13 protein-coding genes are annotated in these 14,169 nt (G+C 40.7%); 12 read left to right on the forward strand and 1 reads right to left on the reverse strand.

The features are described 5' to 3' along the window. Positions 1-32 precede the first annotated feature (32 nt). The 6 genes from HMPREF9243_RS00905 to HMPREF9243_RS00935 all read left to right on the forward strand — a co-directional run bounded on the left by HMPREF9243_RS00905 (position 33) and on the right by HMPREF9243_RS00935 (position 8,501). Positions 33-3,074: a type I restriction endonuclease subunit R gene (locus HMPREF9243_RS00905; protein ID WP_013669659.1), complete on the forward strand. Its 3,042-nt coding sequence runs from the start codon at positions 33-35 to the stop codon at positions 3,072-3,074. A 50-nt stretch (positions 3,075-3,124) separates the two neighbouring features. Further along, positions 3,125-3,802 carry a hypothetical protein gene (locus HMPREF9243_RS00910; protein ID WP_013668700.1) on the forward strand — a complete coding sequence of 226 codons (678 nt, stop codon included), beginning with the start codon at positions 3,125-3,127 and terminating at the stop codon, positions 3,800-3,802. A gap of 873 nt (positions 3,803-4,675) precedes the next feature. Continuing rightward, positions 4,676-5,485: a hypothetical protein gene (locus HMPREF9243_RS00920; RefSeq protein WP_013668943.1), complete on the forward strand. Its 810-nt coding sequence runs from the start codon at positions 4,676-4,678 to the stop codon at positions 5,483-5,485. 39 nt (positions 5,486-5,524) lie between these two features. Further along, positions 5,525-5,965 (forward strand): hypothetical protein, encoded by a 441-nt coding sequence (locus tag HMPREF9243_RS00925; RefSeq protein WP_013670138.1) that lies wholly within the window; start codon positions 5,525-5,527, stop codon positions 5,963-5,965. Between the two features lie 282 nt (positions 5,966-6,247). Then, positions 6,248-7,450 (forward strand): ATP-binding protein, encoded by a 1,203-nt coding sequence (locus tag HMPREF9243_RS00930; RefSeq protein ID WP_013669456.1) that lies wholly within the window; start codon positions 6,248-6,250, stop codon positions 7,448-7,450. A 244-nt stretch (positions 7,451-7,694) separates the two neighbouring features. Beyond that, positions 7,695-8,501 carry a YgcG family protein gene (locus tag HMPREF9243_RS00935; RefSeq protein ID WP_041705779.1) on the forward strand — a complete coding sequence of 269 codons (807 nt, stop codon included), beginning with the start codon at positions 7,695-7,697 and terminating at the stop codon, positions 8,499-8,501. 144 nt (positions 8,502-8,645) lie between these two features. On the opposite strand, the gene HMPREF9243_RS00940 is transcribed toward HMPREF9243_RS00935, so the two are convergent. Next, positions 8,646-9,230 (reverse strand): helix-turn-helix domain-containing protein, encoded by a 585-nt coding sequence (locus tag HMPREF9243_RS00940; protein WP_013669643.1) that lies wholly within the window; start codon positions 9,228-9,230, stop codon positions 8,646-8,648. Positions 9,231-9,916: 686 nt separating this feature from the next. Here HMPREF9243_RS00940 and HMPREF9243_RS00945 point away from each other — a divergent pair. The 6 genes from HMPREF9243_RS00945 to HMPREF9243_RS00975 all read left to right on the forward strand — a co-directional run bounded on the left by HMPREF9243_RS00945 (position 9,917) and on the right by HMPREF9243_RS00975 (position 14,160). Then, positions 9,917-10,222 carry a hypothetical protein gene (locus HMPREF9243_RS00945; protein WP_041705781.1) on the forward strand — a complete coding sequence of 102 codons (306 nt, stop codon included), beginning with the start codon at positions 9,917-9,919 and terminating at the stop codon, positions 10,220-10,222. After that, positions 10,222-10,839, forward strand: coding sequence for a hypothetical protein (locus tag HMPREF9243_RS00950; RefSeq protein ID WP_013668504.1), 618 nt, complete (start codon positions 10,222-10,224; stop codon positions 10,837-10,839). Before HMPREF9243_RS00945 ends, HMPREF9243_RS00950 begins: the two co-directional genes overlap by 1 nt. Positions 10,840-10,971: 132 nt before the next feature. Beyond that, positions 10,972-11,412: a hypothetical protein gene (locus HMPREF9243_RS00955; protein WP_013668914.1), complete on the forward strand. Its 441-nt coding sequence runs from the start codon at positions 10,972-10,974 to the stop codon at positions 11,410-11,412. Between the two features lie 80 nt (positions 11,413-11,492). Further along, a protein-coding gene (locus HMPREF9243_RS10140) for an IS3 family transposase (RefSeq protein WP_101560582.1) occupies positions 11,493-12,919 on the forward strand; the annotation gives its coding sequence in 2 pieces (ribosomal slippage) (positions 11,493-12,003 and positions 12,003-12,919; 1,428 coding nt in all). A gap of 361 nt (positions 12,920-13,280) precedes the next feature. Next, positions 13,281-13,808 carry a sigma-70 family RNA polymerase sigma factor gene (locus tag HMPREF9243_RS09690; protein WP_013670116.1) on the forward strand — a complete coding sequence of 176 codons (528 nt, stop codon included), beginning with the start codon at positions 13,281-13,283 and terminating at the stop codon, positions 13,806-13,808. Between the two features lie 154 nt (positions 13,809-13,962). Further along, positions 13,963-14,160, forward strand: coding sequence for a hypothetical protein (locus HMPREF9243_RS00975; protein ID WP_013668536.1), 198 nt, complete (start codon positions 13,963-13,965; stop codon positions 14,158-14,160). Positions 14,161-14,169 lie beyond the last annotated feature (9 nt).

Below are 14,169 nucleotides of genomic sequence, written 5' to 3' on the forward strand. Positions count from 1 at the left end.
AGGTGAAGAAAAGCAATAGGATAAGTGATCATATGCCAAAAATTTTTACTCAAGAGCAGCAAATGGAAGAACGCTTAATAGAACTGTTAACGAAAAGGGAATCGCAGTGGACTTATCGTTCTGACTTGAAAACAGCGGACGATTTATGGGAGAACTTCTTCCAACAGCTAGAGGCTAATAATACGGCCAAATTAGATGGCGTTCCCCTAACTAGTCAGGAGAAGCTTTCGATTAAATCGCAATTGGACTTTCCGTCATTCTATGTCGCGGGAGAATGGTTAAGCGGTGAGAATGGGGTGGCCCAAGTAGAGCTTCATCGCGAGGATGCCTCGCTTGGCGCTTGCCAGTTAATGGTGATTAACGGAAATGAAATTGCAGGAGGCAGCTCTCATTATGAAGTGATTAATCAATTTCGCAGTGAAAAACGTGATTTTCTTGACCAAGACGGACGTTTTGATGTGACTTTGATGATTAATGGTATCCCTCTGATTCAAATTGAATTGAAGAATCGTTCGGAAGGCTATAAGAAAGCCTTTAACCAAATTGACCGCTATATCAAAACTGGAAAATACCATGGGATTTTCTCCATGCTACAAATGTTTGTGGTCTCGAATGGTGTTGATACCAAATACATTGCCGCTAATAGTAGGTTGAATGCTAAATTCTTAACGGGCTGGGTGGACCAAGAGAACCAACCCGTAACTAACTTAGAAGATTTTACGACTTCTGCGCTCTCAATTCCAGAAGCCCATGAAATGATTGCTAATTACTCAGTCTTGGATAAGTCCAGTAAGTCGGTAATCCTTTTACGCCCTTATCAAATTCATGCCATTAAGGCGATTCGCCAAGCGAGTTACCAACAAAAGGGAGGCTATGTTTGGCATACGACAGGGTCAGGGAAGACGTTAACCTCCTATAAGGTTGCGCGTAACCTTCTTAAAATTGCTTCCATTGATAAGACCATCTTTATTGTTGACCGCAGAGACCTTGACCAACAAACCACCAATGCTTTCACTTCATATGCTGAGGCGGATTTTGTCGCTGTGGATGAAACCGCTAATGTCAATGACTTGATCAAACGGTTAACGTCTAAGGATCGGTCCTTAGTGATTACCACAATCCAGAAATTAAACCATGTCATGAAACGTTACCAGCAAAATCCTGATAATAAACGTTTAAATAAACTCAGAGATTTAAGACTTGCCGTCGTTGTTGATGAATGTCATCGCGCGGTGACACCGCAGAAGCAATTTGAACTCGAAAAGTTTTTCAAATATTCGCTTTGGTATGGTTTTACGGGAACACCTCTCTTTGCTGAAAATGCTCGGGATGCCTTTGGTGACTTAGCTCGGACGACGGAAGAACAGTATGGGGAATGTCTACATAAGTATACCGTTCAAGAGGCCATGCATGATCAGGCGGTCTTAGGCTTTCAAATTGAATACAAGCAAACTTTTAGTGATTTTCAACTCGATCAACTGGTAGCTGATCAGTTTCCTAAGACGAACCTTTCAGCGATTGATAAGAAGGAAAAGGAAGTCCAACTAGATTCAGCCATCTTTGACCATCCTGATCATATGGAAGAGGTCGTTGATTCCATTATTAATAAGTCACAAAATAAATTTGGCTTCAATAATGGAGTAGGGAAGACCTATGATGCCATTTTAACGACCACATCAATTGATAAAGCCATTGCCTACTACAAACTCTTTAAAGAAGTTAAAACAGGTCAGCATCCGCGCGTATCCATTAGTGAGACGACTAAACGCGCTGTCTTGGATTTTCCTAAGGTCGCGATTACCTTCTCGATTTCTGACAATGAACACGATTCTCAAGACCGTAAAGAAGCGATGAAAGAGATTTTAGCAGATTATAACCAAGAATTTGGTATGAACTTTTCGCTTGAAACTTTGAATGCTTATAACCAGAACTTAAACCAGCGTTTGGCGCGTAAGTCAGATACTTATAAGGTGCGTTCCGAACAAGTCGACTTGGTGATTGTTGTCGATCGCTTACTCACAGGCTTTGATGCTCCTTGTCTATCGACCTTATTTATGGATCGACCACCCATGAAACCTCACCACTTGATCCAAGCTTTCTCGCGGACTAATCGTCTCTTCGATGACCATAAGAAATATGGGCAAATTGTTACCTTTCAAACCCCAGCGATCTTTGAAGAAGCCGTTAAGGAGGCTCTCTTACTCTATTCCAATGGTGGAGAAGATCAGATTCAAGCGCCAAGCTATGAAGAATCTAAGCAAGAGCTGGATGAAGCGGTTAAAGAATTAAGAACTCTGGTGCCAAGTGTGGAGAGTTTCAACAATTACACGGACTTAGCTGAAATGAAGCGGGTAGCCAAGGCCTTTCAACGTTTTGATAGTATTTACCGGACCATTGAGGTCTATAGTGATTTTAGTGAAGCGGAATTTGTGGCTCAATACGGTTTTGATCGTAAAGAATTTGAAGACTATACCGGTGCTTATAAGAATCTCATCGAACGGATTAAGGAAGAAATGAATGATGAGGATGAGCTTGAGGAAGATTATCCAATTGATATCGAATATGAGATTGAATCGGTTCGGACAGAGCAGATTGATTATGATTACCTCGTCCTTCTGATTGACCGTTACCGTGAATCAACGGAAGAACAAGACAAAGAGAAATTCAAACAGGAAGCTGAAAAGACCATTGATGAATTTGGCCGCCGTAAACCTGAATTGAGTGAAAAAATTCGTGATATTTTCCAAGCCATTATCTCAAGTCCGGAAAAATATAAAAATCAGTCCACGGATGAAATATTAGCCAATGAGATTAATGGTTACAAGGAACGCGTATTAGAAGACTATGCCAAGGCAGAATTTCTAAATGAAGAGTTATTGAAATACGTCGCCGCTAACTATGATGAAGACCGTGAAGGCCCACAAATTGGCGAAAGTGAAATGATTAATACAGCTGATTTTGAAGCTTATAAGGAAAACACTCAGAATCCTAAGTCCAAATTACAGTATCGTAAAAAAATACGTCATGGCTATAAAGACCTGATTAAAGAGAAAATTATGCCTTATGATGTGTAGCGACTTTTGGGGGGTTAGAACGTAGAGTTTAGATGGAAAGGAAGACTATAATGAGCGATAAGAATAAAAATTTGAAAAAGAACCAGTTTATTGGTGAAGATGGAAAATTATATGAAAGTGTGCAGGTGAAACCTTGGTATAAGAAGTGGTATGTATGGACTATAATCGTATTAGCTGGTCTATTATTACTTGCAATTGTACCTGTAGATCATTCCAATAATCATCCGGCAGAGAGTTCTTCTCAGGCTGCGTCACAAGACTCACAAGGGGAACATCCTACAGATTCCGAAGCAAATAAGAAACCGATTAGTAAGGCTAATGAAGAAGTTATTTTAGAAACTGCTGATGGAAATAAGGCATCATTAACGATAAAGTCCGCTAGTGCTAATCCTGATAGTTTGCCTAATTATATGCATAATAGTGATTATTTCGATTCGAGTAGAATTGTTGTGATTAATTTTAGTTATAAAAATTATGATTTACCGAAGAATTTTGTAGTAAATACCCATGATCTCCAAGTTTATGATGAAGAAGGGCATGCCTTGGAGCGCATTAGTAAACAAACAGGTTATGACGAAATAGCTCCTGGCAGATCAGCAGATTCACAAGTCTATTTTATGTATGCAGATCAAGAACATAAACCACAAAAAATTCAAATTGATTATGTTCCGATGAATTCAACAAATCCTTCTCCAGTCGCAACCATCGAAGTGGACGTTGAACAATAAGGGATTACTATTACCTATTGCGGGAAGATAGATATGCAGTCTTAAATAAATTAAAAAATATAAAAAGTAATTCAAGAAGGGCAGGCCATTTATAGTAAAGTGGCTTGCCCTTTTATTATAGAACCTTTCTTTACAGGTGATAATCAAGCTGTCGCTTGCTGTAGAGCATGCGACGGATTTTTATCACGGAGTCAATCACAACATAGAAGATAGAATAGTTAGAGACTAGTAAGGACATTCTCGTTTGAGCGTTTTCAATTGCTGCAAGTGTTTTCTACAAGATTCATAGCTGCAGCTGACTTGGATAATGTTAAAACAATTTAAGCGACAATTGATTTAAACCTTCTTCAAAGCTTGGAAGAATACGAATGTGATACTTAGGCATGCTGGTTAATACCTTCCTTGATGCGTTCAACCACTTCATCGAGACTATATCTTGTATCTGTGGACGCTGTCAGATGATCCGCTTCATCGAGCCTGATTTCAATATCTTGAGTCATGAATTCGTGTTGGTCATTACTCATCAGTACCATGGTGCTATAGCCATTTTTAGTTAAAAAGACAGGGCGGCCAGATTTAGGACTTCCTCTTCAACTTCAGGAAATTGGTTTATCAAATCTGAAACAGAATGAATATTCATAAGAAAACCTCCTATTCTTTTTATTGTAATTTTATCGTTAGCCTATCAATGAGACAACCTTCTATAATAAATGCCCCACCTCGTAAGACTAAGGCTTGGTCTAGCGGAAGCCATGATGAGAGCTTGCGTTACATAAGAATAATAAATCCTATTTCCCTCTTTCCTTCTATGAGAGAAAACTATAAACTATATGTAAGAGCTTACAAATATAATTCATAGGAGGTATGAGGGAGATGTCGAGAAATTGGAAGTCTTTTATAGCGGTTGTTCTAGTTTTTGTGGCCTTGTTATCGGGGTGTACGTCAAAAGAAGAAAGGGCAGCAATTGATAGTTTCAAAGAGGTGTCGGGTAAAGTAGAAAAAATGAATACGGACCTCGATAAACAAATCGCTGATGCGGAAGATTTAGTGAAAAAGAATGAGAAAGCACTCGATGAACAGGCGATTGGCAAGCTTGAAACAGCGGTATCTCAGGCAAAATCAGCTAAAGTAGAGGTTCCTGAACAGCCCAAGAAACTAGAAGAACTAAAAAGTGAAACAGAAAAACTCAACAAGGCAGACTACACAAGTGTCACTCAAGAAATCGCAGACACCAAGAAAGCTTATGAGGATAGCGTGAAGCAACTCAAACAAGTAACCGCTCCAGAAGAAAAATTTGTGATCGAACGGATACAGTCTGTTGAAGGCGTGACAGGTATTTCTGCCGTTACGGAAGATAATGATCCTAATAAACAGCTTGGAAAGCAAGGCGGTTATACCGCACAAGTCTATTTCTCCTACAATTTGGTCAATCAAGAGGAAGTCTTCGGAAATAGTTTGATTGACAAGGGAACAGAGGCTGGTGGCAGTATAGAAGTGTATCAAACTGCAGAAGACGCAGAAAAGCGAAACACTTATCTGGGTGCCTTTGACGGCAGTCCTATTTCACCTGGATCTCATCGTGTGGTGGGGACCGTAATTGTCAGAGTTTCCAACCAACTGACCGCTTCTCAACAAAAAGAATTAGAGGAGAAACTCATTGCGAGTTTGACGGAAATAAAATAGCGGCAAATGACATAAGCGACGCACGGAAAGGAGCCCTGTATGTTAAAAGGCGCTGATAACTTTAGAAAGCTAGAAGATCAATTGGAAGAAAATGGTATCATCGAGAATTTTGAAAAAGAAAATGGTCCGATTCTTGGACGTGTCATGATTGATTTGGGTGAAATACCTAACAATTTAAGATCCGAAGTGCTAAAGAATCATACGGAAGAAGAGATCTATGTCTTTGATTGTAGCTTTGATTTTTACGATATTCTGATAGGGATGGCGATTGATAAAGACACCTTTGAACCTGTTTCAAAAATTTGGTTTACTGAGCAAGCTGAAAATGCAGAGCATCCTGATGAAGTGTGGATTAAGTTCTTTGTCGAGATGCTCGCTGAAAATATTCTTTCTGTCATTAAAGCTGGAGAAGGGTTTGGTATTCCAGTTTGTATCTTGGTGAATGATGATTCTGAATTAGTGGCTGTTCCAAGTGCATAGCGACCTTTAAGCATCTACATCTTGTAGGTGCTTTTCTTATGCACATTTTTAGGGGACGATCTTATCGGATTATTTAATTGTTTATTCAAATCACGAGATCAGCAAAAAGATGAAAAGCAGATGGCGACTTCAGTCTTTCTTCTTTGGTCGAAATAAATTTTGATAAATAACACTTATTAACTTATAGTCGAAATAGATTTTGAAGGATTGCGTATTTCGTGTATAATTGAAGTAAATTTAATTTTTTACTTTTATCGATTATAATCGAAAGGAGAGGGTTCCATGAATTATGTCAAGCGTGATAAATATCTTGGTAAAATAGCCCCCTTCGTTGATCAGCCTGTTGTTAAGGTATTGACAGGAATGAGACGAGTGGGAAAGTCCACCTTATTGCAGATGATCCAAGAAGAATTATTGCCCCAAGTGAATCCTCAAAATATGATTTCTATTAACCTAGAATCTGGTCAATACCTACAAATTAAAGACGGGGTTGATTTCTATAGCTATATTCAAAAGCAGGTCAAGGATTTAACAGGTAAGCTTTATTTCTTTATTGATGAAGTTCAGTTGGTTGATAGTTGGGAGCGAGTAATCAATGCTTTACGTGTTGATTATGAGTGTGATATTTACCTTACAGGTTCTAATTCAAGTTTGCTCTCTAGTGACTTATCGACTCTTCTGGCGGGGCGCTATGTCAGTTTTGAAATTCAACCCTTTACTTTTTCTGAATTTATCCATTTATACCGAGATCTTAATCTCGATAAGGAAGAATTATTTCAACAATTTATTTCTCTAGGAGGAATGCCTTCCCTACGTTACTTCCAAGGTGAAAAAGAAGCCAGCTACAAATATCTGAACGATATCTATAATACCGTGGTCGTTAAAGATATTCTTGAATACCAGGCGATCCGTGACGTTGATTTATTCAATCGCATTTTACGCTTTTGTTTAGAAAATATCGGGCAGACCTTTTCGGCCAATAGCCTCAGAAAATACTTCGCTAGTCAAGGCCGTAAAGTATCGGTGGATACGGTTTTGAATTACCTAACCTTCTGTCAGCGAGCCTATCTCCTCAAAAAAGTCGAGCGATATGATACCATTGGCAAGAAAATTTTAACAGTAGATGAAAAATATTATCTGACCGACCATGGTTTTAGACAAGCTGTGGGATTCTCTAATGAAAAAGCCATCGAACGTGTCTTGGAAAATATCGTTTATATTGAACTCCTGTCACGTGGATATCAGGTTCAGATTGGGCGGGTTCGTGATAAGGAAATTGACTTCATTGCAAGTAAGCAGGGACAAATCAGCTATTACCAAGTTTCCTACTTAATGGAAAGTAAAGAAACGCGAGATCGCGAATTTTCTGTCTATAGCCAGATAAAGGATAACTTCCCTAAGTACGTCTTATCTCTTGATTCCTTCGATTTTTCCCAGGATGGCGTTATCCATAAAAATCTTATCGATTTTTTATTGGGGGAGTAAGATGGTTCAACAATCATTAGTATAAGTAAAATATAGTATTAAATCTTTCAAGTACAGTGATCAATTAATAAAGTCCTTCCTAGTCCCATTCCTTAGCTAAAACTTTTCTAATAGGTAAACAAAGAAAAGGCGAATAAAGCCAAAATCGGTTATAATAAAACAAAAAGCACTAGGCGAGGACAGAAAAATAGAAGATGAGAAGAAAAATTCTAAACGAAGGGGTTGCTCGGGGAATATTTCCCTTTTGGTTGTTTTGCTTGCGCTTACCGCCATGTACTATTTCCTATATCGGACCTATCAACAACCGGATTATCCAGCCGCCAGCCAAGAATATTACGTGTCGGACTACAGTCAGCGCTTGAATGACTTCACCACCCAGCACATTATGACCGAGGGCTACAAGTTGGACCAATTCACCCAGGCCAAGCTAGCGGTGGCCGTTCTCCCAACGACTGAAAAACTCAATCGGTCAAAGTATAGCCAAACACTGGCCAGTCAGTGGGGGATGACGGATGAGCCTCAAAATGAATGGGCCCTTCTCCTCTTTAGAACGGACGCCTCTTATCCAAGAGAAACGAGCGTGGACAATCCTTACATGCATTTAGAAATTGGCGGGGGCTTAAAGGACGAGCTGACTAAGCAAGAGATTGAGGAAGTGGTCGAGCACTATGATAATGATATTTACCATAATCAAAATAACTATGACCAGGCGGCCTTTGATACTTTTAATGCTCTAGCTCGTCAAATCTACCAGGCCCACCAGTTAGAAGTTCCCGAATCTCTGACTCAGACTTATGAGGAAGCGGCCCAGGATCCGGCCAACCAAAGTAAGATCAATAGTCAGCTCATGCAGGCGGACCTCAAACAAGCCGAGTCCCAAACCCTAAGGAATCCCCGACCCCTTTATCGTCAGTTAGCGAATGCTTTCTTTGCGACGGTTGGCACCTTACTGGCTCTAGTGGTCGTTTCTGTCGTCTGTTTCTTTTTTGCAGCTGGATTTCTGGCTCTTGCTAAATTCATCTCAAGAATATTTCATTGGGATAAGAAATAGGCGGATTTTCCCAAAAACCTTAGCTTATAGGGTATTAAATGAGAACTGTATGATACAGATATCATAATCAGCCGCCCACACACTTAGAAACCACACAAAAACACCGTTCCACCGGCTTTTATTCCAGCTGGAACGGTGTTTTTCTTATACTCTCCCCAAATGCGCAAAGACTCTTCCTAAGACTTCAAAGTCGTCACTGTCTCTGACTTCAGTTTTATCCCCCAGGGGCAGATAGAGTGGCAGGTCCTGGTAAACTTGGTATTTGGCTAATTTCAAGTGTCCGGAGTCCTTATCGGCCAGGCACAAGATATCGCCTGCCTTGACTTCAGCTAGGGGGTCGACTAGGGCATAGTCCTTTTTACTGAGCAGGGATTGGATGGATGGGTCATTAATTCTGACCGCAAAGATTTCCTCATTAGGGAGGCCCATGGAGGCAAGTTCGAAGAAGTGCTTTTTCTTAGCGGCTTTGAGCTTGCCTTTTTTGTATTTCTTATAGACTGGTACTTCAATAACATCGGCGCTCTTCATATCGGAAAAGCCGCGTAAGTAGAGCTCGGACACCCCATAAAGTTCGGCTAACTTGGTCAAGCTTTCCTGGTTGACTTCGGATTTTCCTTGTTCGTAGCGCCAGACGGTTGATACGGATTTACCGATTTTTTCACTGACTGCCTCAATGGTCAGTCCGGCCGCTTCACGGGCTGATTTGAGCCGGTTGGCAAGTGTAGGCATGGTCTTTCCTCCTTTGGCCATGAGATAATGGCAATTTTCTCATTTTTTATGAAATCCATCGATAGCTTTTCCACCATCATGGAAATGTTGCTTTTTGGGAACGTTTTTTTAACTTTCATATATTATACCGAAAAACGAGAGTAAATGCCCACAATTGTAATAGAAAAAGGGTAGAAATCTTAACAAACGTAGATAAGTCATTCACAAATGTGAACCGTTTATTTACATTTGTTATATTAAATTCTAAAATCTCAACCATCACAGATTGCTCTTATATTACATTTTGTATACTACTTTAAGTAGAAAACTTAGAAAAAAGTCTACTCAGAGTAGAATCTGAAAATAATATCGAAATATGAATATATCATAGGAATAGAATTTATGCAAAATATTATAAAAAGCCTTGCTTTTTTACATTGTATATAATATCTTTAAAAATGGAAAGGGGCAGACAGCTTCTTTCAATGCCGCAATGCTGGGATTTATAGGGAGGAAGGAGGGCCTTTTATCGAGATTTTTTTATGGTGACACAAGCCGACAGAAAGTGTCATTTCTTGCATAGTGAGGGGCCGACTTTTAAAGTCGCCTAGAAAATAAGTCAGTATTTTGGTCTGGTGAGATTGATTGAAGATTTTTAAGAGTTTTTTCAAACACTATAAGCAAAAATAACAACCAAGGAGGTCATAATGACAGTAAGACGTGTGGTTCCAACCAGCTTTTGGCGGTCGCTGGAAGCTTTGGACCATTATAGCCAGGAAGACCGTTATTTTGCCTTGTATTTGATGACCAATCCCAAGTGTAGCCAGGTGGGGATCTATAGTTTGCCCAAGCGGCTGATTGCCTTTGAGACGGGCTTTTCCATGGACCAGGTGGAGCTTTTATTAGAGCGTTTTAGCCGAGATTTTAAGAAGATTATCTATTCTAACCGCCACCAGGAAGTGACTCTCTTACACTCCCTGTCTTATTCCATCTTTGTGGGTGGGGGCCGGTGATGGATTTACTGGAGAAGGAGTTGTCCCTGGTCCAAGATAGCCAGCTTATTGAGGCCACCTTTGAAGCTATGCGCGACTTTTGGTTGAAGTCCAGTCGTCGGGTTGACCAGGCCATCATGCAACTTTTCGTCAAGGAGATCAAAAAACGCCGCTATGTGACCCAAGGCGATGAGAATGACAAAGCGACCGAGAGTGATAAAGAGAGTGGGGATGAAATCCACAATGAAAAGTCGGCCACCGAGTCGTCATTGCCGGAAAAACTCCAAACCCCAGCCTACCAAGACGACTATGAAGGTCAGGTGCTGGAGCGGATCACCAATCGCTATCAGATCCTCTTCAATGAAGCCATGCCTGAAGACGACCAGGACAAGTTAAAGGCTTATTGTCTGCTCTTTGAAGGCAAGCTCTTAGAAGAAGCCCTCTACCGGGCCAAGGACGCCAAGCACCCCTTGTCTTATTACTTCAAGATTTTAGAGCGCTGGGACAAGGACCATATTTACCGGCTGAGTGACCTAGCGGCGAATGGTGAGGAGGAGAAAAAGTTCAAAGCTAAATCTTTCAAAAAGAGCGGCTACCAGGAGCTAGAGCCCGCTTGGTTTAAGAGCCAGGCCAAATAAAGGGGAGAAGACCAGGCTTGTCAGAATTTTGGACTGGCAGAGGGATGTAAGTGGCTAGTTGAAGTCAGCCTGGATTACACATTCCTATAAATAAGTCGGCTGTTGAAAAGGATTAAAAGAAAAGGAGCAAAAATGAAGTTAACAAACACCCTGCATTTAGTTGAACATTACAACCGCCTCTATGGCTTTGATTTGTTGGATGCTTATGACCATTGTGTCTTGGTTTTGACCAAGTTTGCGCTTTTAAACCGGGTCCAAAACCAAGAGCCTTGTCAAGTCAAGTTGGCTTTAGCGGATGCCTATATGGCTTGTGTCATGATGGCAGATTCCTATGCCCGCTGTGCCAATTTGCGGCCGGATTCTTGGGATCAGCTGCCTTCGCTAGCCCAAGCCTTTACCAGTTTGGCGCTGGATGTTAGTGTTGACCGCGACTTGGGGCCGGCTATTTCTGACTTGGTGGCCCACTTGTGGGGAATTGGAGAAGACTTGGGTTATGACCTGGGCCAATGTTTGATTGAACGAGTAGCAGGACTATTAGACCAGGAGGAGATGGATTATGCGTCAATGGCTTAAGGATTTTATTGTGGCAATTTTAGCGATTGTAGTGACCCCCAAAAGTTGGACTAAGAATTCAACTTTTGGGGGTTATTTTTATGTCTAAATATTCATTAGAATTTAAACTGAATTTAGTAGGAGACTATATTGCGAAAAAAGGAAGTTATCGAACCTTAGCTAATAAAGCAGGAATAGATCCTTCTATTTTACGAAGGTGGGTTAATAACTATTATGAATTTGGTGTAGATGGTTTAAAGAAAAGGCGGACTCAACAGGTTTATACTGTTGAATTCAAATTAAATGCGATAGAATTGTATGAAAGTACGGAAATGAGTTATCGCGAATTGGCCAATTCATTAAACATGAATAATCCAAGTCTAATCGCTAATTGGCGAAGAGCTTATCATGAAAGAGGACTTGATGGCCTTTCCGCGAGGAAAGGAAGGCCACCTAAAGTGTCTAAAAAGAAATCACAAATCAATCAAATAAAGGATAGCAGCGAAACCAATCAGTTAAGTGAAGCAAAAATAAAGGAACTTGAACAACGGATTACGGATTTAGAAATTGAGAACAAATTTTTAAAAGGATTGAGGAGACGTGTGGCTCAAAGAGTCAAGCGAGAAAAGAAGAAATAGTGACCGAAATCACACGTCTCCATGATGAAAAATATGCTTTAAAAGATATTCTTAGCGTTTTAAAGTTTCCTAAATCGACCTACTTTTATTGGAAAAATAAAGATGAGGAAATTGATAAGGATGCCGATTTAAAAGAGGAAATGAAAGACATCAGAGAAACCCATAAGGATTATGGTTATCGAAGAATGCGAGCTGAACTGCTTTCCCGTGGTTATAAGGTCAGTAAAAACAAAGTTCAACGCCTAATGAAAATTATGGGGATACAGGTCACTAGCTATACTAGAAAGACAAGAAAATATAATTCCTACAAAGGAACGATTGGAGAGATAGCGCCAAATCGTATCAACCGGCGGTTTGATTCGACCATTCCTTATCAAAAAATAACAACAGACACAACAGAATTTAAATACTACTATGCCGATGATTCTGGGAATTATCAAACTGGAAAACTCTATTTAGATCCTTACATGGATCTATTTAATCGAGAAATTATTTCTTTTAAGATAACACATCAGCCTAATGGACAAAGCATGTTGGAGGGGCTACAAGCTGCCATTGAAGCAAGTAAATTATGTCCATACAGAAGAACCTTTCATTCTGATCAGGGCTGGGCCTATCAAATGAAAAGTTACACCCGGCTCTTGAAGGATCACCGAATTTTTCAAAGTATGTCTCGTAAAGGAAATTGCTTAGATAATTCGCCAATGGAGAATTTCTTTAGTCTACTAAAACAAGAAGTCTACTATGGTCGGACTTATCATTCCTTTGAAGAATTAGCACAAGCGATTGAAGATTTTATAATCTATTACAATGGTGAAAGAATCAAAGAAAAATTAGATTTTAGGAGTCCTATAGAATTTCGTCTTCATCACGCTTCTTTCGCCGCTTAATGATTACACATAAACTTTAAACTTATCAAGAGCCGCTACGCTCTTCCTCTTGACAAGTTTAAATTTCTGAGTAAATGTGTCGGCAAGAAATAAGCAAGAACTGTAAGCAACAAAAAAGAGCTGGCCAAAGGCCAACTCACTATATATAAAGTCCAACTTATTGGGGTCACCATAGATTTTACTTTTTCAATTACGGGGCTTTTTAGTGTCCTTTGGTATGGTTATTCCCTTACTCCTCTGCGCCACTTTGGCCGTCCTTGTCATGGCCCTCTATGAAAGTGTCAAAGACTAGGGGATTGGCTTGAGTCATGGTTGATTTTGCCCCAGGACTTGTTTCAATTAAGGAAGAAAGGAAGACAGCATGAGACTTGATAAATTATACGCCGACCGCTTATTACGTGAATTTGAAGCCCTGATCCACCGAACTTTGGCCGACCTAAATATTAGAAAGTGTCATGGCGACTACCAGGACTACGCCCAGGAATTGCGGCTTAAGCTCCTGGATGTGGTGGACCGCTTTGAGGGCGATCCCTTGGCTGAGGACCGCTACCGTTTTGTCGCCTATGCGGGTCGTTACTTGCGCTGGTCTTTACTGGACCTCTTGCGACAGACTAGCCGCTTGCCCCAGCTGACCCTGTCCGACCACCAGGACTGGTTGACGGAGTCTGAGAGTGCCGAGGATTTTGAGGCGGGAGCGGCCGACTTCCTCCAGGCGGCCCAAGATACTTTGTCAGAGCGTGACTACCAGTTGACCTTAGCCTTGGCGGAAGGGGACTTTTCCATTGCTGATATTGCCCGGACCTTTGGTGTGGCTAGAAAAACCATCTACCAATGGAAAGACCGCCTGGCCCAACGCCTGCTTCCCTTTAAGGATTTACTGGAAGACTAGTTCTTGACTAATATGAATTTTTTCACTGGCTCACCTTTGCGTGGGCTTTTTTGTGTCGGGGTAAAAAAATTTTGCTTTTCAGGTAACACTTGGCTGCCTTCAATCCGTATATAGGGTGTAGCTAGCTACTAAAGCAAAAAAAGGAGTGATTGAGATGCAAGAATTTATCGACAACAAGTTAGTGGTTAAGGTGACCAACTTTGAAACGGACACAGAAATCAAGACTACCTTCAAAGACCTGGTGGAAGAACCTGCCTTAGAAGCTGTCTTTGCGGTCCGGGATGCGGTGGCGAGTCTGGCTAAGGACCCCGTAACCGAAGTGGAAAGCATCTGCCGCCACATCTATGTCTAAGGCCTTGTG

It is taken from the genome of Aerococcus sp. Group 1, from assembly GCF_000193205.1.
GTDB lineage: Bacteria > Bacillota > Bacilli > Lactobacillales > Aerococcaceae > Aerococcus > Aerococcus urinae_A.

Bases quoted from the DNA above. Each gene is read 5' to 3' on its own strand.
- HMPREF9243_RS09690 (WP_013670116.1), top strand. From the start codon at position 13,281: ATGAGACTTGATAAATTATACGCCGACCGCTTATTACGTGAATTTGAA.
- HMPREF9243_RS00945 (WP_041705781.1), top strand. From the start codon at position 9,917: ATGACAGTAAGACGTGTGGTTCCAACCAGCTTTTGGCGGTCGCTGGAA.
- HMPREF9243_RS00955 (WP_013668914.1), top strand. From the start codon at position 10,972: ATGAAGTTAACAAACACCCTGCATTTAGTTGAACATTACAACCGCCTC.
- HMPREF9243_RS00940 (WP_013669643.1), bottom strand. From the start codon at position 9,230: ATGCCTACACTTGCCAACCGGCTCAAATCAGCCCGTGAAGCGGCCGGA.
- HMPREF9243_RS00910 (WP_013668700.1), top strand. From the start codon at position 3,125: ATGAGCGATAAGAATAAAAATTTGAAAAAGAACCAGTTTATTGGTGAA.
- HMPREF9243_RS00905 (WP_013669659.1), top strand. From the start codon at position 33: ATGCCAAAAATTTTTACTCAAGAGCAGCAAATGGAAGAACGCTTAATA.
- HMPREF9243_RS00950 (WP_013668504.1), top strand. From the start codon at position 10,222: ATGGATTTACTGGAGAAGGAGTTGTCCCTGGTCCAAGATAGCCAGCTT.
- HMPREF9243_RS00930 (WP_013669456.1), top strand. From the start codon at position 6,248: ATGAATTATGTCAAGCGTGATAAATATCTTGGTAAAATAGCCCCCTTC.
- HMPREF9243_RS00920 (WP_013668943.1), top strand. From the start codon at position 4,676: ATGTCGAGAAATTGGAAGTCTTTTATAGCGGTTGTTCTAGTTTTTGTG.
- HMPREF9243_RS00975 (WP_013668536.1), top strand. From the start codon at position 13,963: ATGCAAGAATTTATCGACAACAAGTTAGTGGTTAAGGTGACCAACTTT.
- HMPREF9243_RS00925 (WP_013670138.1), top strand. From the start codon at position 5,525: ATGTTAAAAGGCGCTGATAACTTTAGAAAGCTAGAAGATCAATTGGAA.